At 47.7% G+C, this 25,665-nt stretch carries 35 protein-coding genes, 3 tRNA genes and 2 pseudogenes; 28 read left to right on the forward strand and 12 right to left on the reverse strand.

Translation table 11 applies throughout. The features are described from left to right. The first annotated feature begins 480 nt into the window (after nucleotides 1–480). Both ACJHWT_RS20180 and bglJ read left to right on the forward strand, forming a co-directional pair. Nucleotides 481–1,206, forward strand: a complete 726-nt coding sequence (locus tag ACJHWT_RS20180) for a helix-turn-helix domain-containing protein (RefSeq protein WP_000936635.1) — start codon at nucleotides 481–483, stop codon at nucleotides 1,204–1,206. Next, the gene (bglJ, locus tag ACJHWT_RS20185) at nucleotides 1,164–1,841 is read left to right on the forward strand and encodes a DNA-binding transcriptional activator BglJ (protein WP_001353481.1); all 678 of its coding nucleotides are present in this window, start codon (nucleotides 1,164–1,166) and stop codon (nucleotides 1,839–1,841) included. The genes ACJHWT_RS20180 and bglJ overlap by 43 nt, the downstream gene beginning before the upstream one ends. 36 nt (nucleotides 1,842–1,877) lie before the next feature. Here the strand turns inward: bglJ and fhuF are convergent, their stop codons facing one another. Then, nucleotides 1,878–2,666 carry a siderophore-iron reductase FhuF gene (fhuF, locus tag ACJHWT_RS20190; protein ID WP_000331611.1) on the reverse strand — a complete coding sequence of 263 codons (789 nt, stop codon included), beginning with the start codon at nucleotides 2,664–2,666 and terminating at the stop codon, nucleotides 1,878–1,880. Nucleotides 2,667–2,806: 140 nt separating this feature from the next. On the opposite strand from fhuF, the gene ACJHWT_RS20195 reads away from it, so the two are divergent. Continuing rightward, nucleotides 2,807–3,043, forward strand: a complete 237-nt coding sequence (locus ACJHWT_RS20195; RefSeq protein ID WP_001577669.1) for a DUF1435 domain-containing protein — start codon at nucleotides 2,807–2,809, stop codon at nucleotides 3,041–3,043. Nucleotides 3,044–3,081: 38 nt separating this feature from the next. On the opposite strand, the gene ACJHWT_RS20200 is transcribed toward ACJHWT_RS20195, so the two are convergent. From ACJHWT_RS20200 to rsmC, 4 genes are all read right to left on the reverse strand, one after another. After that, nucleotides 3,082–3,168, reverse strand: a tRNA-Leu gene (locus ACJHWT_RS20200). Between the two features lie 34 nt (nucleotides 3,169–3,202). Beyond that, nucleotides 3,203–3,289, reverse strand: a tRNA-Leu gene (locus ACJHWT_RS20205). 28 nt (nucleotides 3,290–3,317) lie between these two features. After that, a tRNA-Leu gene (locus tag ACJHWT_RS20210) sits at nucleotides 3,318–3,404 on the reverse strand. Nucleotides 3,405–3,603: 199 nt separating this feature from the next. Then, complete coding sequence (rsmC, locus tag ACJHWT_RS20215; protein WP_001272333.1) at nucleotides 3,604–4,635, reverse strand: 16S rRNA (guanine(1207)-N(2))-methyltransferase RsmC; 1,032 nt, start codon at nucleotides 4,633–4,635, stop codon at nucleotides 3,604–3,606. A gap of 102 nt (nucleotides 4,636–4,737) precedes the next feature. Between rsmC and holD the strand changes: the two genes are divergently transcribed. From holD to ACJHWT_RS20240, 5 genes and pseudogenes are all read left to right on the forward strand, one after another. Next, nucleotides 4,738–5,151, forward strand: coding sequence for a DNA polymerase III subunit psi (gene holD, locus ACJHWT_RS20220; protein ID WP_000204009.1), 414 nt, complete (start codon nucleotides 4,738–4,740; stop codon nucleotides 5,149–5,151). Further along, nucleotides 5,120–5,566, forward strand: coding sequence for a ribosomal protein S18-alanine N-acetyltransferase (gene rimI, locus ACJHWT_RS20225; RefSeq protein ID WP_001092461.1), 447 nt, complete (start codon nucleotides 5,120–5,122; stop codon nucleotides 5,564–5,566). Before holD ends, rimI begins: the two co-directional genes overlap by 32 nt. Before the next feature lie 14 nt (nucleotides 5,567–5,580). Beyond that, nucleotides 5,581–6,258 (forward strand): pyrimidine 5'-nucleotidase, encoded by a 678-nt coding sequence (gene yjjG / locus ACJHWT_RS20230; protein WP_000870712.1) that lies wholly within the window; start codon nucleotides 5,581–5,583, stop codon nucleotides 6,256–6,258. A gap of 90 nt (nucleotides 6,259–6,348) precedes the next feature. Further along, nucleotides 6,349–6,417: pseudogene (locus ACJHWT_RS20235) on the forward strand (hypothetical protein); the annotation flags it as partial. A 226-nt stretch (nucleotides 6,418–6,643) separates the two neighbouring features. Further along, on the forward strand, nucleotides 6,644–7,882 hold the full coding sequence (locus ACJHWT_RS20240) for a tyrosine-type recombinase/integrase (RefSeq protein WP_001218297.1): 1,239 nt from the start codon (nucleotides 6,644–6,646) through the stop codon (nucleotides 7,880–7,882). Nucleotides 7,883–8,034: 152 nt separating this feature from the next. On the opposite strand, the gene ACJHWT_RS20245 is transcribed toward ACJHWT_RS20240, so the two are convergent. The 7 genes from ACJHWT_RS20245 to ACJHWT_RS20275 form a co-directional block, all read right to left on the reverse strand. Then, nucleotides 8,035–9,630, reverse strand: coding sequence for an anti-phage dCTP deaminase (locus tag ACJHWT_RS20245; protein ID WP_068866597.1), 1,596 nt, complete (start codon nucleotides 9,628–9,630; stop codon nucleotides 8,035–8,037). Nucleotides 9,631–10,364: 734 nt separating this feature from the next. Next, nucleotides 10,365–10,985 carry a DUF551 domain-containing protein gene (locus ACJHWT_RS20250; protein WP_047089117.1) on the reverse strand — a complete coding sequence of 207 codons (621 nt, stop codon included), beginning with the start codon at nucleotides 10,983–10,985 and terminating at the stop codon, nucleotides 10,365–10,367. Then, nucleotides 10,982–11,347 (reverse strand): hypothetical protein, encoded by a 366-nt coding sequence (locus tag ACJHWT_RS20255; RefSeq protein WP_332152421.1) that lies wholly within the window; start codon nucleotides 11,345–11,347, stop codon nucleotides 10,982–10,984. Before ACJHWT_RS20255 ends, ACJHWT_RS20250 begins: the two co-directional genes overlap by 4 nt. Next, on the reverse strand, nucleotides 11,338–11,874 hold the full coding sequence (gene yfdR, locus ACJHWT_RS20260) for a 5'-deoxynucleotidase (RefSeq protein WP_000008232.1): 537 nt from the start codon (nucleotides 11,872–11,874) through the stop codon (nucleotides 11,338–11,340). Before yfdR ends, ACJHWT_RS20255 begins: the two co-directional genes overlap by 10 nt. Nucleotides 11,875–12,001: 127 nt before the next feature. Next, the gene (locus ACJHWT_RS20265; protein WP_000081287.1) at nucleotides 12,002–12,826 is read right to left on the reverse strand and encodes a YfdQ family protein; all 825 of its coding nucleotides are present in this window, start codon (nucleotides 12,824–12,826) and stop codon (nucleotides 12,002–12,004) included. A gap of 65 nt (nucleotides 12,827–12,891) precedes the next feature. Then, nucleotides 12,892–13,254: a protein YfdP gene (gene yfdP, locus ACJHWT_RS20270; protein ID WP_000135680.1), complete on the reverse strand. Its 363-nt coding sequence runs from the start codon at nucleotides 13,252–13,254 to the stop codon at nucleotides 12,892–12,894. A 688-nt stretch (nucleotides 13,255–13,942) separates the two neighbouring features. Then, nucleotides 13,943–14,617 (reverse strand): LexA family protein, encoded by a 675-nt coding sequence (locus ACJHWT_RS20275; RefSeq protein WP_000859460.1) that lies wholly within the window; start codon nucleotides 14,615–14,617, stop codon nucleotides 13,943–13,945. A gap of 90 nt (nucleotides 14,618–14,707) precedes the next feature. Between ACJHWT_RS20275 and ACJHWT_RS20280 the strand changes: the two genes are divergently transcribed. From ACJHWT_RS20280 to rz1, 20 genes and pseudogenes are all read left to right on the forward strand, one after another. Beyond that, the gene (locus tag ACJHWT_RS20280) at nucleotides 14,708–14,908 is read left to right on the forward strand and encodes a YdaS family helix-turn-helix protein (protein WP_000649477.1); all 201 of its coding nucleotides are present in this window, start codon (nucleotides 14,708–14,710) and stop codon (nucleotides 14,906–14,908) included. Between the two features lie 43 nt (nucleotides 14,909–14,951). Further along, nucleotides 14,952–15,503, forward strand: a complete 552-nt coding sequence (ymfL, locus tag ACJHWT_RS20285) for a protein YmfL (protein WP_000515860.1) — start codon at nucleotides 14,952–14,954, stop codon at nucleotides 15,501–15,503. Between the two features lie 145 nt (nucleotides 15,504–15,648). Beyond that, entirely contained in the window at nucleotides 15,649–15,828 is a 180-nt protein-coding gene (locus ACJHWT_RS20290) for a DUF4222 domain-containing protein (protein WP_001341559.1), read from the forward strand. Beyond that, nucleotides 15,758–16,651: a Rha family phage regulatory protein gene (locus tag ACJHWT_RS20295; RefSeq protein WP_244468946.1), complete on the forward strand. Its 894-nt coding sequence runs from the start codon at nucleotides 15,758–15,760 to the stop codon at nucleotides 16,649–16,651. Before ACJHWT_RS20290 ends, ACJHWT_RS20295 begins: the two co-directional genes overlap by 71 nt. Then, on the forward strand, nucleotides 16,648–16,872 hold the full coding sequence (locus ACJHWT_RS20300; RefSeq protein ID WP_000620696.1) for a hypothetical protein: 225 nt from the start codon (nucleotides 16,648–16,650) through the stop codon (nucleotides 16,870–16,872). The genes ACJHWT_RS20295 and ACJHWT_RS20300 overlap by 4 nt, the downstream gene beginning before the upstream one ends. Further along, nucleotides 16,869–17,687: a helix-turn-helix domain-containing protein gene (locus tag ACJHWT_RS20305; protein WP_075362712.1), complete on the forward strand. Its 819-nt coding sequence runs from the start codon at nucleotides 16,869–16,871 to the stop codon at nucleotides 17,685–17,687. Before ACJHWT_RS20300 ends, ACJHWT_RS20305 begins: the two co-directional genes overlap by 4 nt. Next, nucleotides 17,684–18,178, forward strand: coding sequence for a PerC family transcriptional regulator (locus tag ACJHWT_RS20310; RefSeq protein WP_001305611.1), 495 nt, complete (start codon nucleotides 17,684–17,686; stop codon nucleotides 18,176–18,178). The genes ACJHWT_RS20305 and ACJHWT_RS20310 overlap by 4 nt, the downstream gene beginning before the upstream one ends. Then, the gene (locus ACJHWT_RS20315; RefSeq protein WP_001305610.1) at nucleotides 18,178–18,831 is read left to right on the forward strand and encodes a phage N-6-adenine-methyltransferase; all 654 of its coding nucleotides are present in this window, start codon (nucleotides 18,178–18,180) and stop codon (nucleotides 18,829–18,831) included. The genes ACJHWT_RS20310 and ACJHWT_RS20315 overlap by 1 nt, the downstream gene beginning before the upstream one ends. Continuing rightward, nucleotides 18,828–19,154 carry a LexA family transcriptional regulator gene (locus ACJHWT_RS20320; RefSeq protein ID WP_000210170.1) on the forward strand — a complete coding sequence of 109 codons (327 nt, stop codon included), beginning with the start codon at nucleotides 18,828–18,830 and terminating at the stop codon, nucleotides 19,152–19,154. Before ACJHWT_RS20315 ends, ACJHWT_RS20320 begins: the two co-directional genes overlap by 4 nt. Further along, entirely contained in the window at nucleotides 19,151–19,540 is a 390-nt protein-coding gene (locus tag ACJHWT_RS20325; RefSeq protein ID WP_000767118.1) for a RusA family crossover junction endodeoxyribonuclease, read from the forward strand. Before ACJHWT_RS20320 ends, ACJHWT_RS20325 begins: the two co-directional genes overlap by 4 nt. Nucleotides 19,541–19,559: 19 nt before the next feature. Then, entirely contained in the window at nucleotides 19,560–20,369 is an 810-nt protein-coding gene (locus ACJHWT_RS20330) for a KilA-N domain-containing protein (RefSeq protein WP_001061380.1), read from the forward strand. A gap of 7 nt (nucleotides 20,370–20,376) precedes the next feature. Further along, entirely contained in the window at nucleotides 20,377–21,366 is a 990-nt protein-coding gene (locus ACJHWT_RS20335; RefSeq protein WP_001564461.1) for a DUF968 domain-containing protein, read from the forward strand. 13 nt (nucleotides 21,367–21,379) lie between these two features. Further along, nucleotides 21,380–22,132, forward strand: a complete 753-nt coding sequence (locus ACJHWT_RS20340; RefSeq protein ID WP_001047112.1) for an antitermination protein — start codon at nucleotides 21,380–21,382, stop codon at nucleotides 22,130–22,132. A gap of 280 nt (nucleotides 22,133–22,412) precedes the next feature. Further along, entirely contained in the window at nucleotides 22,413–22,838 is a 426-nt protein-coding gene (locus tag ACJHWT_RS20345) for a hypothetical protein (protein WP_000217632.1), read from the forward strand. A gap of 223 nt (nucleotides 22,839–23,061) precedes the next feature. After that, nucleotides 23,062–23,265, forward strand: coding sequence for a hypothetical protein (locus ACJHWT_RS20350; RefSeq protein ID WP_000917724.1), 204 nt, complete (start codon nucleotides 23,062–23,064; stop codon nucleotides 23,263–23,265). Nucleotides 23,266–23,415: 150 nt separating this feature from the next. Next, entirely contained in the window at nucleotides 23,416–24,468 is a 1,053-nt protein-coding gene (locus ACJHWT_RS20355; protein ID WP_000799656.1) for a DNA-methyltransferase, read from the forward strand. 66 nt (nucleotides 24,469–24,534) lie between these two features. Further along, entirely contained in the window at nucleotides 24,535–24,750 is a 216-nt protein-coding gene (gene essD / locus ACJHWT_RS20360) for a phage lysis protein EssD (RefSeq protein WP_000839596.1), read from the forward strand. Then, entirely contained in the window at nucleotides 24,750–25,247 is a 498-nt protein-coding gene (rrrD, locus tag ACJHWT_RS20365) for a lysozyme RrrD (RefSeq protein ID WP_001135250.1), read from the forward strand. Before essD ends, rrrD begins: the two co-directional genes overlap by 1 nt. After that, nucleotides 25,244–25,594 (forward strand): annotated as a pseudogene (locus tag ACJHWT_RS20370) (lysis protein); the annotation flags it as partial. The gene rrrD and the pseudogene ACJHWT_RS20370, both read left to right, overlap by 4 nt. Continuing rightward, a partial coding sequence (rz1, locus tag ACJHWT_RS20375) for a lysis system o-spanin lipoprotein Rz1 (RefSeq protein WP_249541149.1) occupies nucleotides 25,539–25,665 on the forward strand: 127 nt, incomplete at its 3' end. The pseudogene ACJHWT_RS20370 and the gene rz1, both read left to right, overlap by 56 nt.

Here is a 25,665-nt window from a genome sequence, read left to right on the forward strand (position 1 = left end):
TAAAAAGCGAATTATCTCTCGCCGTAAACAAACTATCGCATGAATATTATCACTATAATGAATTTGTTATTTGGCCTTTACGAGTCAGGATAATAGATAGCTGGGCGCGTTTTTTAATGTTAACAAGTTAAAACCATCAGATTTTATTGAATAAATATTGATTGTGTGATTCCCGCATTCTGCGGGAAGAGATATCATTTAATTATAAATTAAATGAATGAGATCTCTGTTTTTCATTAAGTATTTCTAACAACTTAATGTAGATATTTTAAATGTCTCCAGGCTATTTCACCAGGTTATCATTTGATGCTAACCTTCTGACACATGCAGTGGAGTTGTTGTGCAGCAGGAGTATGCTGATATGAAAGTGAATGCTAAGGATAATTTATTCACTTAATCTATTAATTTGCTGAGAATATTTAAGGAATGAATACCTTGAATAAACCATCATGATTTTTAGACAGTGGATGTGGAGGAAATATGTTGCCAGGATGCTGCAAAAATGGAATTGTTATCAGTAAAATACCTGTTATGCAAGCAGGGTTAAAAGAGGTCATGAGGACTCACTTCCCTGAATATGAAATAATATCCAGCGCCTCTGCGGAGGACCTTACCTTATTACAATTACGTCGTTCCGGATTAGTCATTGCTGATTTGGCCGGTGAAAGTGAAGATCCACGTTCCGTTTGTGAGCATTATTACTCTTTAATCTCACAATATCGGGAAATTCACTGGGTTTTCATGGTGTCACGCTCCTGGTATTCCCAGGCAGTAGAATTGCTCATGTGCCCTACGGCGACGTTATTGTCTGATGTTGAACCCATTGAGAATCTGGTCAAGACCGTACGTTCCGGCAATACGCACGCAGAGCGTATCAGCGCCATGCTGACCTCTCCGGCAATGACTGAAACTCATGATTTTAGCTATCGCTCAGTCATTCTCACTCTTTCAGAGCGCAAGGTACTGCGGCTATTAGGTAAAGGATGGGGCATCAACCAGATAGCTTCATTGCTTAAGAAAAGTAATAAAACTATCAGCGCCCAAAAAAACAGTGCGATGCGTCGACTGGCAATTCACAGTAACGCTGAAATGTATGCATGGATAAATAGCGCGCAGGGTGCAAGAGAACTTAACTTGCCTTCTGTTTATGGAGATGCCGCAGAATGGAACACAGCCGAATTAAGAAGAGAAATGTCGCACTCATAGAAAAATGCGTCATGAGCAGTATCGGTATTGAGAGTTTATTCAGAAAGTTTGCAGGTAACCCTTATAAGCTCCATATCTATACCAGTCAGGAGTCATTTCAGGATGCCATGTCGCGGATCTCGTTTGCGGCGGTCATTTTTTCTTTTTCTGCCATGAGAAGTAAACGCAGAGAGGGATTATCTTGCCTGACTGAACTGGCGATTAAGTTTCCGCGTACCCGACGTTTAGTTATTGCGGATGATGATATTGAAGCTCGGCTGATTGGTTCATTGTCGCCATCACCGCTGGACGGTGTATTAAGTAAAGCGTCGACGCTGGAGATTTTTCATCAGGAACTCTTTTTGTCATTAAATGGTGTGCGTCAGGCGACCGACCGACTGAACAATCAGTGGTACATTAACCAAAGCCGGACGCTAAGCCCGACGGAGAGAGAAATATTGCGCTTTATGTCGCGTGGCTACTCAATGACACAAATTGCCGAGCAGCTTAAACGCAATATCAAAACGATCCGCGCGCATAAATTTAATGTAATGTCGAAACTGGGCGTCAGTTCTGATGCAGGGTTGTTGGAGGCCGCAGATATTCTGTTATGTATGCGGCATTGCGAAGCAAGTAATGTGTTGCATCCCTATTAATCCACATGATGCCGGGTTTACTTCCCCGGCAGTGCTTCATTTCAGCGTACAATCGCCACATTGCTGCACATCCGGTAAGCGATAACGCTGGCAGCAAGTGCGGCGCACCAGCAGGCCGTCGCGCAGTACCACGGTACGCCAGAGTGGATTATCTTCACCGTTCGTGAGCATTTTCTCAAAAAAGAGGGCATGGCGCAGCGATTCAACCGTCGCCTCGCCAAGCAGCTGTTTCATCTCAGTCAGATACCAGTTGATCAAATAACCGGTATTGCTCCAGATAAGTTTGCCGTTGATCTCTCCCGTCGCTTCTAATGCCTGCACTACCGGAACAAGCGCCTGGCTGATTAACGTTTCCATTCGCTGCTGCGGCGAATGTAGTGTTGCGTTTTTATCTTCACACACATCGACCCAGAAACAGGCGGCGCGTCCGGTTTCGTGAAACTCAACGTGGAAATGTTCCGGCGACACATCTAATGCTTTTTCCTGCGTCAGCAGCGCCAACATTAATGGTGGCACCATCAGGCCGATATACCATTGTGCCCATAGTGAGATCAGCGGTTTGTTCTCGCGGATCATCAAGGGTTGGTTGCGGTAGATATGATCGGAATAGACCGCCAGTTGAGAACTTAGCGTATTCGGTGATGACCATTGCGCCAGCGTCATGGCACGGAGCGGTGCGGGTTCATCCAGACGGATAAACTCCAGCAAATGTTCACGATGTTCGGCGATCGTCGCCCGTACGGCTTGTGCAAGCCCAGCATCCTGCGGCTGGAGATGCGTTCGCCAGATAACATCTTCATAGAGCGGTGCGGAACGATAGGCCATAATCGTGATAGTAATCTAAATGATAATGATTGCTAATCCTAGCGATAGGTTTACCCGATAGCAAGGGATTTCTCTGGCTTGCAAATGATAAAAATTATCATATGATATTGGTTATCATTATCAATGAAAGAGATGAAACCATGTTGCAACGTACGCTGGGCAGTGGCTGGGGAGTGTTGCTGCCGGGATTGCTGATTGCAGGGCTGATGTATGCGGATTTATCGCCGGATCAATGGCGGATTATCATTCTGATGGGATTAGTATTGACGCCGGTGATGCTGTATCACAAACAGTTGCGGCATTACGTTTTGCTGCCATCGTGCCTGGCGCTTATTGCTGGCATCATGCTGATGATAATGAATTTGAAGCAGGGATGATAAAACAGGGAAGAAACAAGAAAGGAAGTAAAGATAATTGGTGCGAGGGGGGGGACTTGAACCCCCACGTCCGTAAGGACACTAACACCTGAAGCTAGCGCGTCTACCAATTCCGCCACCTTCGCACAGTCATCTTACTTTTTTTGATATTGCCTCGTTTGGTGCGAGGGGGGGGACTTGAACCCCCACGTCCGTAAGAACACTAACACCTGAAGCTAGCGCGTCTACCAATTCCGCCACCTTCGCCCAGTGCGAGCAATATCAACGTGGTTTTTGGTGCGAGGGGGGGGACTTGAACCCCCACGTCCGTAAGGACACTAACACCTGAAGCTAGCGCGTCTACCAATTCCGCCACCTTCGCATACCGTCAATTCTTAAAAAGAATTGCTACCACGGAGGCGCATTCTAGTGGTTTTCAGCTTTTCGTCAATAGTTAATTATCGACAGAGGTGTAATTGCTGGAAAAATGTCCATCAGCGGATTGTGGATAATTCGTTTGTCGGTCAGATAAGGCGTGTACGCCGCATCCGACACGGTATGCGGCGACATATATCAGATACTCAACCTTTCTTCGCCTGGCGGGTCATAATGGCGCGATACACCTTGAAGCGCCCGGTTTGCGCGATCACTTCGTGGAAGCCAAATGTCTCATCCAGCACGTCCGGATAAGGCAGGAAGGCGTTCGCTACAATTCGCAGCTCGCCGCCGCTATTAAGATGACGCACCGCGCCGCGAATCAGCGTTTGCGCGGCATCCAGGCTGGTTTGCATCCCATCGTGGAACGGCGGGTTGGAGATGATCATATCAAAACGACCTTTCACCTCGGAAAAGACGTTACTGGCAAAGACTTCACCTTCAACACCGTTGGCCGCAAGTGTTGCGCGGCTGGCTTCTACCGCTGGTGCAGAGACATCGCACAGAGTGAGACGAATTTTCGGCGAATGGCGCGCAAAGGCAACCGAAAGTACGCCCGCGCCACAGCCGACATCCAGCACTTTACCTTTCGTGTGCGGGGTTAACGTCGAGAGCAGCAACTGGCTACCGACATCCAGACCGTCGCGGCTAAACACGCCAGGCAGCGTTTTGACCGTCAGGCCATCGACGCTGTATTCGCCCCAGAATTTATCGGCATCAAATACTGGCTGTTTTTCCAGACGACCAAAATAGAGGCCACAGCGACGAGCGCTGTCCATTTTATTCAACGGCGCATAATCTGACAGCATCTGCTCGGCGCTGCGCACGCCGCTGCGGTTCTCGCCAACGACAAAAATATCCGTGCCCACTGGCAGCAGAGAAAGTAAATTCATCAACTGGAACTGGGCTTCCGGTTTGTTCTTCGGCCAGTAGTAAATCAGCGTATCGCAATCTGCGACATCATCCGCCGTGGCGACCAGACTAAAACGGGCGTTATCCCCCATCTGGCGGCTTAACACCTGCCAGTGGTGGAATTGCTGGGTATGAGCACGGCTGGCCGCGGTATCTAAACGCGCGGGCAGGTCATCCTGTAAGTCTCCGGCAAAAAGAATACGGCTTTGTTCGAAATCATCACTGTGACGCAGCAAGACTTCACTTGCCGGGGTAAATGCAGACATGGAATGCTCCTCAATTAATACTGGCGGCGATTATAGCCATATGTTGGCGCGGTATCGACGAATTTGCTATATTTGCGCCCCTGACAACAGGAGCGATTCGCTATGACATCCCGACGAGACTGGCAGTTACAGCAACTGGGCATTACCCAGTGGTCGCTGCGTCGCCCTGGCGCGTTGCAGGGGGAGATTGCCATTGCGATCCCGGCACACGTCCGTCTGGTGATGGTGGCAAACGATCTTCCCGCCCTGACCGATCCTATAGTGAGCGATGTTCTGCGCGCGTTAACCGTCAGCCCCGATCAAGTGCTGCAACTGACGCCAGAAAAAATCGCGATGCTGCCGCAAGGCAGTCGCTGCAACAGCTGGCGGTTGGGTACTGACGAACCGCTATCACTGGAAGGCGCTCAGGTGGCATCACCGGCGCTCACCGAATTACGGGCAAACCCAACGGCACGCGCCGCGTTATGGCAACAAATTTGCACATATGAACACGATTTCTTCCCTCGAAACGACTGATTTACCAGCGGCTTACCACATTGAACAACGCGCCCACGCCTTTCCGTGGAGTGAAAAAACCTTTGCCAGCAACCAGGGCGAGCGTTATCTCAACTTTCAGTTAACGCAAAACGGCAAAATGGCGGCGTTTGCGATTACGCAAGTGGTGCTGGATGAAGCTACATTGTTCAATATTGCGGTCGATCCTGACTATCAGCGTCAGGGATTGGGAAGGGCGCTGCTGGAACATCTGATCGACGAACTGGAAAAACGCGGCGTGGCGACGCTATGGCTGGAAGTCCGTGCTTCAAACGCTGCCGCCATTGCCCTGTACGAAAGTTTAGGCTTTAACGAGGCGACAATTCGCCGCAATTACTACCCCACCACGGACGGTCGCGAAGACGCCATCATCATGGCGTTGCCAATCAGTATGTAAGACAAGGTGGAATAATGAAGTGGGACTGGATTTTCTTTGATGCCGATGAAACGCTGTTTACCTTTGACTCATTCACCGGCTTGCAGCGGATGTTTCTTGATTACAGCGTCACCTTTACCGCTGAAGATTTTCAGGACTATCAGGCCGTTAACAAGCCACTGTGGGTGGATTATCAAAACGGCGCGATCACTTCATTACAGCTTCAGCACGGGCGGTTTGAGAGCTGGGCCGAACGGCTGAACGTCGAGCCGGGTAAACTCAACGAAGCCTTTATTAATGCGATGGCGGAAATCTGTACGCCACTGCCGGGCGCGGTTTCTCTGCTTAACGCCATTCGTGGCAACGCTAAAATTGGCATCATCACCAACGGCTTTAGCGCCTTGCAGCAAGTGCGTCTGGAACGCACGGGCCTGCGTGATTATTTCGATTTGCTGGTGATTTCCGAAGAAGTTGGCGTTGCCAAACCGAATAAGAAAATTTTCGATTATGCGCTGGAACAGGCAGGCAATCCTGACCGTTCGCGTGTGCTGATGGTTGGCGACACAGCTGAGTCCGATATTCTCGGTGGCATCAACGCCGGGCTTGCGACCTGCTGGCTGAATGCGCACAATCGCGAGCAACCAGAAGGCATCGCGCCCACCTGGACCGTTTCTTCGTTGCACGAACTGGAGCAGCTCCTGTGTAAACACTGATTGCCTCCCCCCCGTTGATGGGTAAAATAGCCGCAATTTTTCGTTTTCAACAAGCGCGGCGCGATGCCGCTTACTCAAGAAGAAAGAATTATGACGTTGTCTCCTTATTTGCAAGAGGTGGCGAAGCGCCGCACTTTTGCCATTATTTCTCACCCCAATAATTAAACCCAAATTAAAGCTCTTCTACTCTTTCAAAGTCCTTTCGGCTAATTGAGGTTAATCCATATAACTCGTTTAAATACATGCTATTATGTTTCCTCTTTAATTGAAATTTCTTTCATGTAACTTTAAATCGCTCAGGTTGCTTTCATCAAAAATCTGTACATATGCTTGTACATAATGTACAAAGCAGCAGAGATATTTTGCGATTTGTACAAGGTGAGTAATGGCGCTGTCTGATGCGTGGTTGCGTTCAGTCGTTGGAAAGGAACGCGATAAGGTTTTGGTTAAATCAGATCGTGATGGTCTGTCTGTCAGAGTATCACCGAAAGGTCGCGTAGTGTTCCAATATCGTTATCAATGGGCAGGGAAAGGCGAGCGACTTGATATCGGAACTTACCCGGCAACTGGATTAAAAGAGGCCAGAGAAGAAGTTATCCGTCTTCGTGGTGAACTTGAGTCAAACCGCAATCCACGATTGGTCAGGCAGGCAGAAAAACGCAAAGCTACTGAAGCCATGACGGTAGAGTCTGTGATCCGTGCCTGGTATGAAGCATATTGTGTAAAAAATAAAAAAGGTTCTGAGCAGATACTCCGCTCATTTGAACTGCATCTGTTCTCTAAAATCGGGAGTATCCCTCATGATGCAGCTACATTGCATGATTGGTTAGAGGTCCTGGAGCCTCTTAGCACTAAGACTCCGGCAATAGCAGACCGATTGCTAATTAACGCAAAGCAGGCCCATGTCTGGGCGTATAAGAGAAAGTTTATTGAAACTCGCCCGCTGTCGGACATCACGGGTAAAGATATGGATATCCGTAAAGGTCAGAAGAAACGGTTTCTGACACACGATGAAATTAAAATTCTTTATGCTGCGATCGATGGTTCTCGAATGGTTCCCAAATACCGGGCCTTCATTAAACTATTGCTGCATTTCGGCTGTCGTAGTTCAGAGCTGATTACTGCCAGGGTGGATGATTTTGATTTCATTAATAAGGTATGGACTGTACCGCCAGAACGACATAAGACAGGTGATATAACAGGCGAACCGCTAAAGCGCCCCATTATTGAACCGGTTGAAGAGCTTATAAAATACGTTATCTCTATGAACAACGGTTCCGATATGCTTTTTACCAAGGAAGGAAGCAAGGAGCCAGTTGGTCGGACATCATTGCAGTCGCTGCCTTACAATTTAATGCAGTACGCATGGCGGCGTTTGGGGTATCAATTTCCTCATTGGTCTCTTCATGATTTGAGACGAACAGCACGAACAAACTTTTCTGATCTTACTGCGCCTCATATTGCTGAAATAATGCTCGGTCATAAACTGCCAGGGGTATGGCAAGTTTATGATAAGAGTGATTATCTAGAAGAACAGCGTAAAGCCTATCAGGCATGGTGGGATAGGGTTGATTCGATTCTTACTTACACTAATTTAGGTTCCAACAGACAGCCTATTGAATAATGAATGGACATACAGAGTAAGAAAATAGTAATGATTCTTGGATTATAATTAACTGGTTGCTGATATTTCGATTTGCTGATTTATGAAGAGGCAGTCATTATATTTATAAAAATACCACTCCTTATCCTTACAGAAATAAGGAGTGGAAACAGTTATGGCTGAGACTCTGGTTTAGCAATCTCGTTTATAAATTTCTTAGCTACAACAGTCTCATACTTTCTATAATCATCAAGATATTGAACATCTATATGATTTTTGTAGCGAGCATTAAATTTATTTGCAGTCCCTGTTTTATCATCTTTACGTTCATCCGTTGGTCTGAAAAATTTATGGTAGCGGCGGGGTGATACCCCCTCAAAATCACAAAATATTACTTTGGATGATTCTTCGTTCTTTGTTATTGCATCATTATGCAGATCAAGAGCAAGGCTTTTATCAAATGGCTCTATATATACTACTTTTTTTATTCCAGCTGCGACAATATGCCTTGCACAGTTGTGGCAGGGATAGGTTGTCGTAAAAAGAATTTTATCTTTAGTATCGCCGTTTTGTTTTCTAGCCATTGATGTAATGACGTCCATTTCAGCATGAATTGATCTGGAGTACTCCATTACACTTGATATTTTGCTGTCTTTGTAAATGCCTTCTGCAATATTATCTAATTTGTTTAGAAGTCGTGTTATATTAATATCGGCAACAGTTTGTCCTGCGGAAATACCTAATACAGTTCTTACTTCGGTTGATAATATGCTTTTTATACGGTCTTTAATTTTTAGCTTGTTTGCATCATTATAACACTTACCACTTTTGTGAACGCATCGATGATCGTTATCAAAATCATCACTGCTATACAACCCGCCACCAGCTTTAGGTACGTCGTTCTTACCCACGGCAAGCAAATTCCCTTCATCATCAAACAGTGCAGCCCCTACTTGACGTGATAAACAAGCTGATTGTAATGATGTTGAAAAGGCAGCATACATACCTTTCTCGTTAAAAGTTGGTGTTAAACCATTTTTGCCATGAATAAGACCGAAAAACCGATCAATCTTCTTCTTTAATTCGCTTTTTTGGCTGAAGTTATTTTTAATAAAAAAATCTGAATCAAGAATGGTTTCCCCGGTTCTTTGTCCATACGGATCAGAGGATTTATTATCAATATTGATAATTAAATGAAGGTCGTCCTTTGTCGATTCGTCAGCAATGAGATTCGGAATTCGGTAATCTAAATCGCGCAAAACTCCTAATAAATAGAAATTATGCTGATATATAACTCTGAATAACTCTATTTCTTCCGGCCTTTTGAATTGATCAATGATGAAGACAGTACCTTTATATTCATCATTATTATAATCAATATTATTTTTCTCTGCTGCGATTGCTGCAATAGCAGCTTCTGCAAGCAACTCATTTTTTTTGTAATGTTTACGAAGCTTATTGGCAATATCCTGGAGTTTTAAATGTCTATTAACTTGTGTGCTTTCGGATACCTCCAGTGCTGCTGGCTCAAAATATAATGGGCTTTCCATAAGCGCACTTATGCGGATGTGTACAACATTATACCCCCATTCTTTGGATATCTCTTCGATAATTTTGTTTATCGTTCTCATGCCACATCCAACATATCCACACAATCCAAGATAAATATCTTTTGATTGTCGTGAATTCACAATCTCAAGTGATGATGCTGATGTTGAGCCTTTTTTTTCATTCAGCTTTTGTGGAGTTTTTTTTGCTGCTTCAGCCATTGCTAATTACCTAGTCGAAAACTATATCAGTATTTATTATTTCAAAAAATGCATCAAGAATTTCTTTATTTTTCTTTTTACTTTCAAATGAAATGACATTATCTTGATTAAATGTTGTTAATTCAATGCAGATAGAATCAACCTGATCATTGGCGGCGATGCTAGATTCTATTTCATTAAATGCTATTACATTCATTTATCTTATCCAAACATAATAAAAAACCATATGGCCTTTAGTGTACAACAAAACCATACTCTTTCCCCTCTTTTTAGAGGGGGAAGTGTGGTCCACATCATGTTTTTCCCCACCCATGAAAATGTTCACCTATGCCGGTGAGGCATTTTATGTACATCAACTCTTTGAGTTGAATCATTATTTTAGTATTTTTTCTATCATTGTGTAAATGTCTTCGTTTCAATACATCATGCTTGGGGAGCGGTCCCAGCTTCCTGATAATTAATGCTTGTGGATAGCAACGTCCGTGCCTGTATCGCTCAGACAGACGCTGACCGTGCCATAGACGTGTCTGTTCACATACGTCATTCAATAACTCCTGCAAACCTGTAAATCTTGCGTGACGCCCATTTATTTGGGCATGATTTAATATCAGGATCTGGAAAATCAGGTCTGTATTTCTGGCCAGTTCTCCGGTTTACGCTGTTCCAGCGAAGAACTGTTGATACTGAAACGCCACAGAAGTCGGCGACTTGTTTAGTTGTCATTAAGTTGTTCATTACTTCACCTCCTGCGGCGGTTCCGGTAGCGGCATCCAGTGGGTTACTTTCGATGCCGGTTCTTCCCCATTGTCAGTAACTGCCCACCATTTGTTTCTCGAACAATCGTAATACCCTTCGAAGGTATCGCACTCAGTCCAGCCGTAAGACTTACCCCAACACCAAACATATTGTTTATCGTTCGGCATTCGCTCACTACAGCTTATCCAACCATCCGGAGTTACCGGAGAGTTGCCAGACAGCTTGTTCAACTTGTAAGTCTGGCTTACAGGTTTGACACCGTGAAGCATGGTGGCGCGGCAGGCGTTCCAGCCTTCATCAAAACCGACTATGCCATTATTTAAAGACGGACGAGCATCTGGCACCACCGGCACTGGCTTGGCTATATATAGCGGCTGAACATACCAGCCCTTTGATAACCAACTGTCAGCAATGTTTTTACTCCTGGTTATTGCTGGAATACCTAAGCCATTGTCTGAATGTAGCCATGCCACCGGCTCCTCTTCCAGCGATGCCAGAGCAATTTCATAAGCACGGCGCTCAATATCGTCTCGAACCTCCAGGCTGCTGATACGCTCTTTGATTTCTTTAATCAGTTCTTTATCGGTAAATGTGGTCATTGTGCTCCAGCCTCCGGTGCTTTTGGCATTACTGCCCAGTGAGTGATATTGACGCTTTCAATGTCCCCGACCTGAAATGTCCACTGCCATTCTCCGGTTTCTTTTTGTCCCCAGGTGTACCAGAGAGAACGCCAGCCAATCAGCCAGCCTTCTCCGTTAGCATCAAATAACAGAACACTTTCATTTGCTGGTGGTAGTTCAGCTGACACTGGTATTATTTTGTTTTCCAGTGCCGCACATTTAGCTTCAAGCGCATCGAATTTACGTACCAGGTACTCAGCATTTGTTTCGTTCACTTTCAGATCTAGCGGTACACATTTCCCGCGAAGAAACCCTTCCATTTCGAAAACATTCATGCGCATTTGCGTAACTCCGATAACTCGTTAAAACGTTCCATAAACATCCCGTAGGCATGGCCTGGTGACAGTGGAATAACTTTGAACATCTCTGTCGCCGGGATACCTTCCAGCACAGGCCAGAAAGAGCCATCATCAAGCCCGAGATCGCGGCGTTCGGTTGCCAGCATGATGAGATCGGCATATTTCACGGGGGTACTCATAACCGGGGGTAACCCGTATTTCTCACGGATTACGGCGTCTATTTTTTCTTCCATCCGTTTATAGTCAGGAAGAAGGCGTTTCAGTGGCGCCGGGATGTCCTGGCAATACGCTTCTGTTGCATCATGCATTAACGCTTCAAAAGCAAATTCCTGCGGTACCAGTTGGCTGCAAAGCACCGCATGTTGGGCGACGCTGTAGAAATGTGAAAGATGTCCTGCAAAGCGACAGATATTTGAAAGAGAAACCGCGATATCGTTAATAACGATGTCGTCTTTATTTATCCTGTCATAATAAAAATGCTTCCCGGAAAAAGTTTTAATAAATGACATTTTGTTCTCCACGTATATGCGCTGCACCGCGCTGAATTCTGGTAAAAGGAAGCCCTCACCATCCGGCGATTATTGAGTCAATTACGTTTCCATAAATGCCCCCGCAGGGGCATTTGCAGTAATGAAATCAGGCGGTGAAAGTACCAATAAAGGTTTCTACTTTGCTGTCCTTGAATTTCTCAACAAGCAGATCACGAAATTCGTTAGCCATTTCTTCCTGCACTGCTTCCAGCTGAATAATGCGCAGAACCAGTACAGGACGATCGCCAGTGATAATGCTGAGGCGTAATTTAAACGGACGTTCTTTCAGGCCTTCAAACGGAACGCATTTAAATTCAAATGCCACAGGCATAATATCTTTGGTCTTCGCTTCGACAGACTCCATCAGGGAGCGTTTGCCGCTGAAGTCATTGTCTTCAAAATCAGCGGTCTGGTTTGCTTCAATCGTGATTTTACGGACTGCCGCAGCCGCTTTTGTTGCCTGAATGGCATCACCATTAGCATCAAAGCCCACAAGGTAGTCGGCCCAGTCTTCGATCCATTCTGCCAGTGACTTCTGGGAGTTACGCTCGCCGTTAACAGACAACAGAGCAGAGAACGGTGCTGTCTTTTTCAGTTTGAGAGTGGCAGTGTTATCTGCGTGACCTGGCTCATCAATAGTACCCAGGTTAAGCACACTGACGGCACGCATATTATCGGCATCGATAAAGCAGCGGGTGCCTTCATCTGCAAGATCTTTAGAATAACGGGTAAAGTCATCGATGCTGGCAGTGGAAAGCGCACCACGGAAACGGAAGCGATTTAAATTAAATTTTTCCAGATCATGAATGCGGAAATTCTCAGGCAATGCCACAGCATCGGCACCAATCTTACTGATAATTTCATTAACACCCTGAGCAGAAATAAGGGCATGGATTTGATTAATTGCGGTTGCGTCTAAGTTCTGAGACATAATAAGTCCTCACTATATAAAAATATTCAGTGATGAGAGAAATAATCAGTTTATTAAAAACGATATTAATGACCTGCTGCGCGGAGTTTTCCGTCAGGTTCACCGGCAAGAGTCAGTAATTGTCCCTGGTCTTCCTGCAGAATAGTCAGGCGACCACCGCGATTGACATACATCGGCGTTTCGGTGGTGTCTTCTTCGGAAATTTTCCCGCGGTTAGTCGGGCGAACATATGAGAGTTTGTGTTTGATTTTCACACGGTTCTCATCAAATGGTTCGATTTCCAGGTTGAGTGAGACCTTCCCTTTGGTTTTCGTGTTCATCACACCGGAAGCGACTTCACTGAGAACTGCGCCGATTTTGGTTTCAAATACGCCGCCGTCCAGCTCCCCGATAAATGCCTGCACATCAGTACTGCGTTCGCTAGCCATTTTGCTGCTCCTCATCATATCGACCCTGCAAGGTCGGTTGGTTTCTCCACAAAACAGAGAAGAACACCTGCGGTGGCAGCCGCCCGGATGGATTGGGTTATGAGCCCGTCGTCCGGTGATGCTCTTCTCTGTTTTGTAAAAAGAGCGGTACCAGCCGGAAGCAAGTGTACAAACTGGTACCGCCAAAGCAGTGGCTGTTGTGGTGACCGGTGCTGATCTCCGGCTTGCGGTTATTTCAGACTCTCACGGGCGTTTAATTGCCCCGCCGAACAGCTCTTTTCCGCAATAGCTGCAATGTCTTTCGCGCATCAGCCTGCGCATTCACCACAACGCTGAGAGCACTTAGCCAGTTACGGCACCACACTTTGTCGCGGTTCCATAAATGCCCTCATCGTTGCACCCTGGTCTCTTCCCAGGTGTCAAACCGAACCGCCACGCTGGTTAGGCGTCTTATCAGCATCATCATTGACTTGCACATTCCGGCTACCTGGTTTGTTTGCCCGAGCAAGGAGTGGATTGTCCCCTTTAACGTCCCCAGACCGCTAACGACGCATGTGCCATACGCCGTGTTACAACCAAATTTTGTTTTAATCTTGCCTGTGTTATGTTTCTTTTAGATACATTATGTATCTCATGGGTACATTGTCAAGCATAAAAAAACCTGCCGAAGCAGGTTCATAAATATTGATTAGGCCTTTATTGTGTATCTTCTTGGTTTTCCCGAGAAAATCACTGTACCAATTATAGAGCAATTACCGTTAATCTTAATGTAAGGCTCAGGCCAGTTTGGGTTTAATGCTTTGAGATAACGCTGTGTTCCATCTTCTATCAACCGCTTGAAGGTGGTTTCGCCTGAATCGTGCATCAATGCAATAACGTCGTCACCGTGGCAGGCAGGGACTTCAGGATCTACAAAAATCATGTCTCCCGGGCGGTACTCATCAATCATTGAATCACCAATCACCCGCAAGATATAAGTCATTTCGCCACAGGGTACAGGGCAGGGATACGTTTCTGCTGTGCTCAAATCAACCTCAGAATAGCCAACTTCTTTCCATGCTCCGGCCTGTACCCATGATATGACAGGGACTAACGTTATTTGTTTGTTAGTAATTGAAACATCAGGTTTTTTTGTGATGTTTGTTGTCTGGTGTTCTTGATCAAGCCATCCGACAGGCAGGTCGAAACATTTTTCGATGTGCCGTGCCATGCTGTCACCGATATTTTTAGTAGCACCATCTCCCATAAACCTGCTGGTCTGGGTTGGCTCGCGATCAATCATGGTGGCAAAGGAAGAATTCCCGCCAACACCATCTCTCAGTTTTCTGGCGTTAGACCGCCGGATGTCATGGACTGTTTTCATAACGAAATTAAAACCTTTGTACCGATAGGGTACAAGTATCTTGAAGGTTCATCTCAATCATGTAATATGTATATTGGAGGTACATATTGTATGAAAGCGTATTGGGACTCTTTAACCAAAGAACAGCAGGGCGAGTTGGCCGGAAAAGTTGGCTCAACACCAGGCTACTTACGGCTGGTTTTCAATGGTTATAAAAAAGCCAGTTTTGTGCTGGCTAAAAAACTTGAGCAATGCACGTCAGGTGCAATTACGAAATCTGACTTAAGACCGGATATCTATCCGAAAGATTAACAGAACACCTTCAATTTTTAACCACAGAACGATGAGGCTAACCGTGGGTAAGCATCACTGGAAAGTAGAAAAACAGCCTGAGTGGTACGTGAAAGCTGTCAGAAAAACTATCGCGGCGTTGCCGGGGGGGTACGCTGAAGCTGCTGAGTGGCTGGATGTAACAGAGAACGCTTTATTCAACCGCCTTCGTGCAGATGGCGATCAGATTTTCCCGCTGGGATGGGCAATGATTTTACAGCGCGCGGCTGGCACTCACTACATTGCGGATGCTGTCGCACAGTCTGCTGGTGGGGTGTTTGTATCGCTTCCTGAAATTGAGGAAGTAGAGAACGCCGATATAAACCAGCGCCTGCTGGAAGTCATCGAACAGATCGGGAGTTACTCAAAGCAGATTCGTTCGGCAATCGAAGACGGGGTAGTGGAGCCACACGAGCAGACAGCAATTAATGATGAGTTGTATCTGTCAATTTCGAAGCTCCAGGAGCATGCAGCACTGGTCTACAAAATCTTTTGCGCTCCAGAAAAGAGTGACGCCCGCGAGTGTGCAGCTCCGGGCGTCGTGGCGTTTTGTGTCTGTGGAGAAACTAACGCATGAACAGTTTAACGGCAAATAACCGTTTGTCGCAACAGCTGGTGGTCAGCGTCGCTGAACACCTGTTGTTACGGCATGAATGCAGATTACCAAATCACCTGGCTGTAAGTAACCACAGAGAACTTTACCTGACTGTGGGGGGCGAGTTGTGCAGGAACTTAACCGCTGGTTTCGTGACGGAAGAGGGCTTTATGTCCATGTTATTCGTTGGGAGCCAGAAACGCAGCGCGTTATCTATCTTCGCAAAGACTACCCGCATGAGTGCTTTAGTCCTTTGTGGAAATTCAGGCGTGATTTTGTTGAGTGTGAAGGACCACCAGCACATTGATTCTGCCATTCCGGGACGTTACACTGTTCAGGCACCTTATAAAGCGGGTGCCGGGCGTGGAAACCCGGAATTCACCAAAGCGCACAACCGCGCTCTTGCGGTTTTTTTGTGTCATGAGCAGCATTACGCCCAAATTATGGTGGGGCGTGCAGGGCCAACTTCGGTTGGGCCGGGTTCTTTGGTGACCGGTATTTCCACCCCTGTACGTCTCACCACCAATAAGGTCGTGGAAAGCCTTGGTGGTGAGTTATTAAAAATCACCAAAGAGGCTGCCATCATGGCTACGATCCCAACCCTCACTCAACCTGAAATTGCCATCGTTGATGGTCAGGCTGTTACTTCATCCCTGGCTGTTGCCAACTTCTTCTCCAAACGTCATGACGATGTACTGAAAAAGATCCGCACTCTTGAATGTTCCGCATCATTCACTGCCCGCAATTTTTCGGTGAGTGATTACACCGATTGCACAGGCCGCAAACTACCTTGCTATCAAATAACCCGCGACGGCTTTGCGTTTCTTGCTATGGGTTTCACGGGGAAACGTGCTGCCCAGTTCAAAGAGGCATACATCAATGCCTTTAACCAGATGGAAAAGCAGCTTTCAAGGCCATCCACGCTGAGCGATGCCGCACATAACGCCAGCGTGCTTTACTCCCACTTGTCGGTAATCCACAAAGTCTGGCTGCAGCAGCTTTATCCCATGTTGGCAAAAGCCGAATCCCCGCTGGCTATAAGTCTGTATGACCGCATCAACGACGCGGCGGTACTGGCCAGTCTCATAAATCTGTCACTGAACCCTTCAGAGGTAAGGGGGCGCAAATGATCCGGAATATTTTCAAACGGTTTACCAATCAGACTTTCCGTTGTCCTCGTCCGGGCCAGTGGTACACCACGCCTGCAGGGCATGTTCTACGTGTTAGCCTGGTTGACCGTGAATGTCAGAAAGTGATTTGTGAACCGTTGGGCCGTAATTACCGCGTCAGTATGCCGCTTATAGCCTTTCGCTCCGGAAAAAACATGAAGCATCTCGGAGGTGCAGCATGAGTATGGAGCTGATGGTTAAAGCGATGAAAATTCGAGTGGGTAATCCATTGCGAAAACTGGTTCTGATCAAGCTGGCTGATAATGCCAGCGATCAGGGTGAGTGCTGGCCCAGCTACCAGCATATTGCTGACCAGTGCGAGATTAGCAAACGTTCTGTGATGAATCATATTGCGGCCCTTTGTGAGTCCGGGCTGGTAAAAAAAGTCACCCGGAAAGGTGAAAAAGGTAACTCAAGTAATACCTATCTCCTTCATCTGGATGGTGCAGGAGATTCACTAGGGGGTAGTGCAAATAATTCACTATCTGGTGCAGCAAATTCACCAGGTAGTGCAGGAGTTGCACCAGGGGGTAGTGCAGGAGATTCACCCAGAACCAGTCACTCTTTTGAACCAGTCAAAGAACCAGTCAATGAACCAATAGCTGTTGGTGCATCAGTTGATGAGTCCGTGCGAGTTCGTTCAAACCGGCCGGAATACTCTCCGGAGTTTGAGCAGGCATGGCTGGCATATCCCAAACGTGCTGGTGGTAATTCAAAATCTGCAGCCTTCAAAGCCTGGAAAGCCCGTTTGAATGAGGGGGTAAACCCCGAAACCATGCTGGAAGGTGTGAAACGCTACGCGGGCTGGGTATCTGCGATGGGTAACAGCGGCACACAATTTGTGAAACAGGCTGTCACGTTCTTTGGTCCGGATCGTCATTTCGAAGAATCCTGGGAAGTTCCTGCGGTATCTGCAGCCAGACGTGAGGACCCGTACTTCAAAGCCAGTTACGACAACGTGGACTACAGCCAGATCCCGGCAGGATTCAGGGGGTGATCATGAGTCTTTTGAATGAAGTTCAGAAATTCATTGAAGCCCATCCGGGGTGTACTTCCGGAGACATTGCGGATGCTTTTGCAGGTTACTCACGGCAGCGCGTTCTGCAGTCAGCAAGCAAGTTACGTCAGAGTGGGCGTGTGGCTCACCGTTGTGAAGGAGATACACGCAGACATTTCCCGCGCCTGACTGAGAGAGCGCAGGAACCGGAACCACAACCAGTTCGAGAAACCAGACCTGTGCGCAATTTCTATGTCGGCACTAACGATCCACGGGTGATTTTGTGCCTGACCCGCCAGGCTGAAGAACTGGAGTCCAGGGGCTTATACCGTCGTGCTGCAACCGTGTGGATGGCGGCATTCCGTGAAAGCCACTCCCAGCCAGAACGAAACAATTTTCTGGCGCGTCGTGAGCGGTGCTTACGGAAAAGCAGCAAGCGCGCTGCATCGGGTGAAGAGTGGTATCTGTCAGGGAATTACGTGGGGGCTTAATGAGTAATAAATATTGCCAGGCGCTGGTGGAACTGCGGAACAAACCAGCCCATGAACTGAAGGAAGTGGGCGATCAGTGGCGCACGCCGGACAACATTTTCTGGGGAATTAACACCCTGTTTGGCCCGTTTGTTCTGGATCTGTTTACTGACGGTGATAACGCCAAATGTGCCGCGTATTACACGGCGGAAGATAACGCGCTGGCGCATGACTGGTCAGAACGTCTTGCGGAGCTTAAAGGTGCTGCCTTTGGTAATCCCCCATACAGCCGCGCCAGTCAGCATGAGGGGCAATACATCACCGGCATGCGTTACATCATGAAACATGCCAGTGCCATGCGTGATAAGGGCGGGCGCTATGTTTTCCTGATCAAAGCTGCCACCAGCGAAGTGTGGTGGCCGGAAGATGCGGACCATATTGCTTTTATTCGCGGGCGTATTGGTTTTGAACTGCCTGCCTGGTTTATCCCGAAGGATGAGAAGCAGGTGCCGACAGGCGCTTTCTTCGCTGGTGCTATTGCTGTTTTCGACAAGACCTGGAAGGGACCGGCAATCAGCTACATCGGGCGCGATGAACTTGAGGCATGTGGTGAAGCCTTTCTGGTGCAGGTTCGCCAGCAGGCGGAAAAACTGGTCAGGGAGATGGCGGCATGACGACGTTAACTCAATGCCAGCAGCAGGTGCTGGATATGCTGATTTCTTACCAGAAAGAACGTGGCTTCCCGCCAACCAATCAGGAGGTGGCAACCATGCTGGGATACCGTTCAGTGAATGCAGCGGTGGAGCATCTTCGCGCACTGGAGAAAAAAGGCGTCATCACGATAAAGCGTGGCGTGGCCCGGGGGATAACGCTTCATACCGCGGTGAAGGACGACGACAGCGAGGCGGTCGGGATTATCCGCTCACTGCTTGCCGGTGAGGAAAACGCCAGGCTGCGTGCAACCCACTGGTTACATGAGAGAGGCCTGAAAGTATGAAACTGATCCTACCTTTCCCGCCCAGCGTGAATACGTACTGGCGACACCCTAATAAAGGGGCGTTTGCTGGTAAAAGCCTGATAAGCGCGGCGGGGCGCAAATTCCAGAGCGCGGCGTGCGCAGCAATAGTTGAGCAGTTACGTCGTCTGCCAAAACCAACGTCGGCACCTGCTTCAGTGGAGATCGTGTTGTTTCCTCCGGATAACCGGATCCGCGATCTGGACAACTATAACAAGGCGCTGTTTGACGCCCTGACCCACGCGGGGGTGTGGGAAGACGACAGCCAGGTGAAAAGAATGCTGGTGGAGTGGGGACCGGTTATCCAGAAAGGGAAGGTCGAGATCACTATCAGTAAGTATGAGAAACCGGCGGGTGCAGCCGCCTGATCAAGAGGAGAAACGAAGTATGAATAATCTGATGGTCATTGATGGTATTGAAGTTCGTCGTGATGCTTATGGGCGTTACAGCCTGAACGATCTGCACAGGGCAGCCGGGGGAGAACAAAAAAACCGCCCGAAATACTGGCTCTCCAATAAGCAAACCTGTGAATTGATTGAACAACTTTTCACCGAGGGTGGAATTCCGCCTCTGGAACAAAATCAACCAGTTAGCGTCATTAATGGCGGAAATAACCAGGGGACGTATGTCTGCAAAGAACTGGTGTATGCCTATGCAATGTGGATCAGCCCGTCATTCCATCTGAAGGTGATCCGTACTTTCGACATGGTAACCAGCGCACCGGAAAAATTATCCGGACAGGCTGCTGACAAGATGCAGGCTGGCGTGATCCTGCTGGACTTTATGCGCCGGGAATTAAATCTGTCTAACTCATCAGTGCTTGGAGCCTGTCAGAAGCTTCAGGAGGCTGTTGGCTTACCGAATCTGGCACCGCGCTATGCCATTGATGCTCCTGCTGACGCGCCTGATGGCTCAAGTCGCCCCACGCTGTCGCTGAGTGCACTGCTGAAGCAGTATGGTATCCGCCTGACGGCTAATCAGGCATATCACCAGATGGTGAAGCTGGGGATCGTTGAACAACGCGAACGATACAGCCGTACCGCGATTAACAACATCAAAAAATTCTGGTCGCTGACGGCGAAAGGCTGCATGTTCGGCAAGAACATCACCAGTCCTGCAAATCCGCGCGAGACGCAGCCGCATTTCTTCGAATCCCGATTCCCTGAGCTGTTAAAGCTGCTCGATACCGTTCATTGAGGTGACCGTGAGAGCACTACTGACCCCTGAAATTGCCCCGCGTATGGGGATCGTATTGTTCAGGCCAGGTTCAGAGCTGATGCCCCTGTTTATGCAGGGGCGTGTTCTGCTGGAGCCTGAGCCGGAACGTTATTCATCTTTCGCCAGTGGTGCCGTTCCGGCGGCATCACAACCGCTGGCGGATGATCCTGCCGTTCGGGCCGTGTTCCGCAATGAGGCAGTGATCCGTCGTGCTGGTGGCGTGGAATGTCTTGAAAGCTGGTTACGTCGTGAAAAAGGCTGCCAGTGGCCTCATTCCGACTGGCACAGCGAGAACATGACCACAATGCGACACGCTCCGGGCGCAATCCGTCTGTGCTGGCACTGCGATAACCAGCTGCGCGATCAGTTCACGGAACGGCTGGAATCAATGGCAACGGATAACTGTGCCCGCTGGGTGTTGTCTGTTGTGCGTCGGGATCTCGGTTTTGATGATAGTCACGTTGTGACAATGCCGGAACTGTGCTGGTGGCTGATTCGTAATGACCTAGCGGATGCCTTACCGGAAAGTGCAGCCCGTAAGGCACTGAGATTACCAAAGCCTGTTGTGCCGTCTGTCACCCGGGAAAGTGACCTTGTGCCTTCGGTTCCTGCCACCAGCATCATCCAGGATAAGGCAAAAAAGGTGCTGGCGCTGAAAGTGGATCCGGAGTCGCCGGAGTCTTTTATGTTACGCCCAAAACGCCGCCGCTGGGTTAATGAAAAGTACACGCGCTGGGTTAAGACACAGCCGTGTGCATGTTGTGGAAAGCCTGCTGATGATCCCCACCACCTGATAGGCCACGGTCAGGGTGGAATGGGTACAAAAGCGCATGACCTCTTTGTGTTGCCTTTGTGCAGAAAGCATCACGACGAGCTGCATGCGGATACCGTGGCATTTGAAGAGAAGTATGGCTCCCAGCTGGAGCTGATATTTCGTTTTATCGATCGTGCGCTGGCAATTGGCGTACTGGCGTAAGTGGAGAACGAGCATGAACCTTGAAGCCTTACCAAAATATTACTCCCCAAAATCTCCAAAATTGAGCGATGACGCACCGGCGACAGGCTCAGGTGGTTTAACGATTACGGATGTGATGGCTGCGCAGGGGATGGTGCAGTCGAAAGCACCGCTTGGGTTTGCCTTATTCCTGGCAAAAGTTGGTGTTCAGGATCCTCAATTTGCGATTGAAGGTCTGCTCAATTACGCGATGGCACTGGATAACCCGACATTGAACAAATTGAGTGAAGAAACCCGGTTACAGATCATCCCTTACCTTGTGAATTTTGCCTTTGCTGATTATTCCAGGTCTGCGGCAAGTAAGGCTCGCTGTGAGCATTGTGCTGGTACTGGATTTCATAATGTATTGCGCGAAGTGGTGAAACACTCCAGAAGCGGGGAATCTGTTATCAAGGAAGAGTGGGTGAAGGAACTATGTCAGCATTGCCATGGTAAGGGAGAAGTCAGCACAGCGTGCAGAGGGTGTAAGGGTAAAGGTATTGTCCTGGATGAAAAAAGAACCCGGCTTCATGGTGTGCCTGTTTATAAGATTTGTGGGCGTTGCAATGGCAACCGGTTTAGCCGTTTACCAACCACACTGGCGCGGCATCATGTCCAGAAACTGGTACCGGACCTGACGGATTATCAGTGGTACAAAGGATATGCAGACGTTATTAATAAACTGGTTACAAAGTGCTGGCAGGAAGAAGCGTATGCTGAATCGCAATTGAGAAAAGTGACAAGATAGATAATTTTCGCCGAAGATGTCGACGTGATACTTGCATTTTTCAAAAAATATGGATAAGATTTTCTCAACGATGGGCCTTGTATGTCTACCGTTGGTAAATGTCAAAAACCCGCCGCTGAGCGGGTTTTTTTGTGCCTGATGTCTCATGAAACTATGAAATGGATTGGTGCGTTAAACATTTTTTCTTATTATCTTTTAGATTTTGGAGAGATGGTTAACGTCTGTATTCCAGAAACTCGATGATTATTTAATAAATTAGTTTCAATGATGCTTCTAGGTTATGACTGTAATGAAAAAGGTATTAATAGCAGCGATAGGTTTTTGTTTGGTTGGTTGTGCAGGTATGAAATTACCTGAGTATTCGCAAGTTAAAGCAAGTCCGTATTATACAGATTGCCGTGCGTTTGCCATGGATGTTTATAAAAATGATGGATACAGCAAAATTGCGAAAACTACTATCCTTAGCATGGATGATGTGAAGGCTAGATATATTGTGACAGGGTGTGTAGTTGCTATGGGGAAAAACACTGTAGAGGAAATCAAAGCTGATCTCTCTGCTAAAGGGAGTTCTTTTGGGCTTATCAGTGGAGCTTGTTCTAGTGCGGCATGTCGGGTTGATGTAGAGCAGCAAATGAACGCTTATGTACTTGGTAGTTATTATGCTGCAAATAAAAAATTCCCGGATAAAATGAAAGCAGAGTTTTAAGCAAACCTTGTTTTCGATTATATGTCGAAGATAAATGTTAGTAACGGCATAATAAGTAAATATATAGCTGTGATAGCAACCCGCCACTGAGCGGGTTTTTTGTACCTGTAAACTTGGTGCAGTACAGTAAACACGCTGGTGGCCGTGAATACTGACTTTTTATCTTGCTGGATTTTTAGACAAGAGTTATTGGTATGTCATGTTAACCAGAAGGGAAAAAGACATGCTAAAACAGCAAGATATGACAGAAACCGCCGCCGCAGTCCTTCATTTCTTACCTGCTGACAAGTGGGTAACGCCACGCATGATGACGAGAACTACCGGAGTAAGTGAAGCCCGGTGCCAGTTAATACTGACTCAGTTAGTTCTGGCGGGTCTGGCGAAGGATAACGGCGGGTACGGGAATAAATTCAGACGCTGCCAGTAATGGCGGTTTCCTGCTGTGAAAATGGGCGGCTGGTGGGTGTTGGTAGCACCTGCCAGCCATTCGCTCATGCTTACTGGTCACAAGCGAACCACGGCCCACTGCTTTAGCGCAAAAGCAGAGTGAGCCTACCAGAGTTACGCTTACTGATCCATGAAAAATACTGTAAAAATAAACAGTGTTGATTTAATCAACGCTGATTGCCTGCATTTTATTCAGTCCCTGCCTGATGATTCCATTGACCTGATTGTTACCGATCCGCCGTACTTCAAGGTGAAACCCAACGGCTGGGACAATCAGTGGAAAGGGGACGAAGATTACCTTAAGTGGCTGGACCACTGTCTGGCCCAGTTCTGGCGGGTGTTAAAACCTGCCGGAAGCCTTTACCTGTTCTGTGGGCATCGCCTGGCATCTGATATTGAGATCATGATGCGTGAACGTTTCAACGTGCTTAACCATATCATCTGGGCGAAGCCGTCCGGACGTTGGAATGGGTGTAATAAAGAAAGTCTGCGTGCATATTTTCCTGCCACAGAGCGCGTTCTGTTTGCTGAACATTACCAGGGGCCATATCGCGGCAAAAGTGACGGCTATGCGGCAAAAGAAAGGGAACTCAAACAGCACATAATGGCACCGCTGATATCGTATTTCAGGGATGCTCGTGCCGAACTGGGTATAACGGCAAAACAAATTGCCGAAGCCACAGGTAAGAAAAATATGGTTTCCCACTGGTTTGGTGCCAGTCAGTGGCAGTTGCCGAATGAGGCTGACTATCGGAAGTTACAGGCACTGTTTTCCCGTATAGCGGCAGAGAAGTTTCAGGAACAACAACTGGAACAACCACACCACCAGCTGGTGGCATCTTATGATTCACTGAATCGCAAATATTCTGAATTGCTGGATGAGTTTAAATCTCTCCGGCGCTATTTCTCCGTATCAGTCTCCGTGCCTTATACCGATGTCTGGATGCATAAACCCGTTCAGTTCTACCCGGGTAAACATCCGTGTGAGAAACCGGCGGATATGCTCAGGCAAATAATCAATGCCAGTAGTCGACCTGGTGATCTGGTTGCTGATTTTTTTATGGGATCCGGTTCCACAATAAAAGCAGCAATGGCGCTGGGGCGTCGGGCCTTAGGTGTTGAGCTTGAGTCAGAGCGGTTTAACCAGACAGTGAAAGAGATAAACGAGCTGGTGGGGAAATAATCTGGTGGCCACGCAGGTGGCCTTTTTATTTCCATTACACAGCACCCGCATCTGCGAGGTGGGGTTATGAAATCCATGGATAAGTTAACAACGGGTGTCGCCTATGGCACCTCAGCAGGTAGTGCCGGTTACTGGTTTTTACAGCTGCTCGATAAAGTCACGCCCTCACAGTGGGCAGCAATAGGTGTGCTGGGTAGCCTGGTATTTGGCCTGCTGACGTACCTGACAAACCTTTATTTCAAGATTAAAGAAGATAAGCGCAAGGCTGCGAGAGGTGAATAATGCCTCCATCATTACGAAAAGCAGTTGCTGCTGCTATTGGTGGCGGAGCAATTGCTATAGCATCAGTGTTAATCACTGGCCCAAGTGGTGACGATGGCCTGGAAGGTGTCAGCTACATACCATACAAAGATATCGTTGGCGTATGGACTGTATGTCACGGACACACCGGAAAAGACATCATGCTCGGTAAAACGTATACCGAAGCAGAATGCAAAGCCCTCCTGAATAAAGACCTTGCCACGGTTGCCAGACAAATTAACCCGTACATCAAAGTCGATATACCGGAAACAACGCGCGGCGCTCTTTACTCGTTCGTCTACAACGTGGGTGCTGGCAATTTCAGAACATCGACGCTTCTTCGCAAAATAAACCAGGGCGATATCAAAGGCGCATGTGACCAGCTACGTCGCTGGATATACGCTGGCGGTAAGCAATGGAAAGGCCTGATGACTCGTCGTGAGATTGAGCGTGAAGTCTGTTTGTGGGGGCAACAATGAGCAGAGTAACCGCGATTATCTCCGCTCTGGTTATCTGCATCATCGTCTGCCTGTCGTGGGCGGTCAATCATTACCGTGATAACGCCATCGCCTACAAAGAACAGCGAGATAAAAAAGTCAGTGAGCTGAAGCAGGCGACCGCCACCATTACTGACATGCAGCAGCGCCAGCGTTCTGCTGATGCACTCGATGCTAAATACACGAAGGAGTTAGCTGATGCGAAAGCTGAAAATGATGCTCTTCGGCGCAAGCTTGATAATGGTGGTCGGGTGTTCGTCAAAGGAAAATGCCCTGTGCCATCCTCAGCCGAAACCTCCAGCGCCTCCGGCATGGGCAATGATGCCACCGTCGAACTCTCTCCAGTTGCTGGACGAAACGTTCTCGGTATCCGGGACGGAATTATCCGCGACCAAACAGC

Source organism: Escherichia sp. WS338 (assembly GCF_046486405.1).
Taxonomy (GTDB): Bacteria; Pseudomonadota; Gammaproteobacteria; order Enterobacterales; family Enterobacteriaceae; genus Escherichia; species Escherichia coli.

Bases quoted from the DNA above. Each gene is read 5' to 3' on its own strand.
- ACJHWT_RS20180 (WP_000936635.1), top strand. From the start codon at position 481: ATGTTGCCAGGATGCTGCAAAAATGGAATTGTTATCAGTAAAATACCT.
- bglJ (WP_001353481.1), top strand. From the start codon at position 1,164: ATGGAACACAGCCGAATTAAGAAGAGAAATGTCGCACTCATAGAAAAA.
- fhuF (WP_000331611.1), bottom strand. From the start codon at position 2,666: ATGGCCTATCGTTCCGCACCGCTCTATGAAGATGTTATCTGGCGAACG.
- ACJHWT_RS20195 (WP_001577669.1), top strand. From the start codon at position 2,807: ATGTTGCAACGTACGCTGGGCAGTGGCTGGGGAGTGTTGCTGCCGGGA.
- rsmC (WP_001272333.1), bottom strand. From the start codon at position 4,635: ATGTCTGCATTTACCCCGGCAAGTGAAGTCTTGCTGCGTCACAGTGAT.
- holD (WP_000204009.1), top strand. From the start codon at position 4,738: ATGACATCCCGACGAGACTGGCAGTTACAGCAACTGGGCATTACCCAG.
- rimI (WP_001092461.1), top strand. From the start codon at position 5,120: ATGAACACGATTTCTTCCCTCGAAACGACTGATTTACCAGCGGCTTAC.
- yjjG (WP_000870712.1), top strand. From the start codon at position 5,581: ATGAAGTGGGACTGGATTTTCTTTGATGCCGATGAAACGCTGTTTACC.
- ACJHWT_RS20240 (WP_001218297.1), top strand. From the start codon at position 6,644: ATGGCGCTGTCTGATGCGTGGTTGCGTTCAGTCGTTGGAAAGGAACGC.
- ACJHWT_RS20245 (WP_068866597.1), bottom strand. From the start codon at position 9,630: ATGGCTGAAGCAGCAAAAAAAACTCCACAAAAGCTGAATGAAAAAAAA.
- ACJHWT_RS20250 (WP_047089117.1), bottom strand. From the start codon at position 10,985: ATGACCACATTTACCGATAAAGAACTGATTAAAGAAATCAAAGAGCGT.
- ACJHWT_RS20255 (WP_332152421.1), bottom strand. From the start codon at position 11,347: ATGCGCATGAATGTTTTCGAAATGGAAGGGTTTCTTCGCGGGAAATGT.
- yfdR (WP_000008232.1), bottom strand. From the start codon at position 11,874: ATGTCATTTATTAAAACTTTTTCCGGGAAGCATTTTTATTATGACAGG.
- ACJHWT_RS20265 (WP_000081287.1), bottom strand. From the start codon at position 12,826: ATGTCTCAGAACTTAGACGCAACCGCAATTAATCAAATCCATGCCCTT.
- yfdP (WP_000135680.1), bottom strand. From the start codon at position 13,254: ATGGCTAGCGAACGCAGTACTGATGTGCAGGCATTTATCGGGGAGCTG.
- ACJHWT_RS20275 (WP_000859460.1), bottom strand. From the start codon at position 14,617: ATGAAAACAGTCCATGACATCCGGCGGTCTAACGCCAGAAAACTGAGA.
- ACJHWT_RS20280 (WP_000649477.1), top strand. From the start codon at position 14,708: ATGAAAGCGTATTGGGACTCTTTAACCAAAGAACAGCAGGGCGAGTTG.
- ACJHWT_RS20295 (WP_244468946.1), top strand. From the start codon at position 15,758: ATGAGTGCTTTAGTCCTTTGTGGAAATTCAGGCGTGATTTTGTTGAGT.
- ACJHWT_RS20300 (WP_000620696.1), top strand. From the start codon at position 16,648: ATGATCCGGAATATTTTCAAACGGTTTACCAATCAGACTTTCCGTTGT.
- ACJHWT_RS20305 (WP_075362712.1), top strand. From the start codon at position 16,869: ATGAGTATGGAGCTGATGGTTAAAGCGATGAAAATTCGAGTGGGTAAT.
- ACJHWT_RS20315 (WP_001305610.1), top strand. From the start codon at position 18,178: ATGAGTAATAAATATTGCCAGGCGCTGGTGGAACTGCGGAACAAACCA.
- ACJHWT_RS20320 (WP_000210170.1), top strand. From the start codon at position 18,828: ATGACGACGTTAACTCAATGCCAGCAGCAGGTGCTGGATATGCTGATT.
- ACJHWT_RS20325 (WP_000767118.1), top strand. From the start codon at position 19,151: ATGAAACTGATCCTACCTTTCCCGCCCAGCGTGAATACGTACTGGCGA.
- ACJHWT_RS20330 (WP_001061380.1), top strand. From the start codon at position 19,560: ATGAATAATCTGATGGTCATTGATGGTATTGAAGTTCGTCGTGATGCT.
- ACJHWT_RS20340 (WP_001047112.1), top strand. From the start codon at position 21,380: ATGAACCTTGAAGCCTTACCAAAATATTACTCCCCAAAATCTCCAAAA.
- ACJHWT_RS20345 (WP_000217632.1), top strand. From the start codon at position 22,413: ATGACTGTAATGAAAAAGGTATTAATAGCAGCGATAGGTTTTTGTTTG.
- ACJHWT_RS20350 (WP_000917724.1), top strand. From the start codon at position 23,062: ATGCTAAAACAGCAAGATATGACAGAAACCGCCGCCGCAGTCCTTCAT.
- ACJHWT_RS20355 (WP_000799656.1), top strand. From the start codon at position 23,416: ATGAAAAATACTGTAAAAATAAACAGTGTTGATTTAATCAACGCTGAT.
- essD (WP_000839596.1), top strand. From the start codon at position 24,535: ATGAAATCCATGGATAAGTTAACAACGGGTGTCGCCTATGGCACCTCA.
- rrrD (WP_001135250.1), top strand. From the start codon at position 24,750: ATGCCTCCATCATTACGAAAAGCAGTTGCTGCTGCTATTGGTGGCGGA.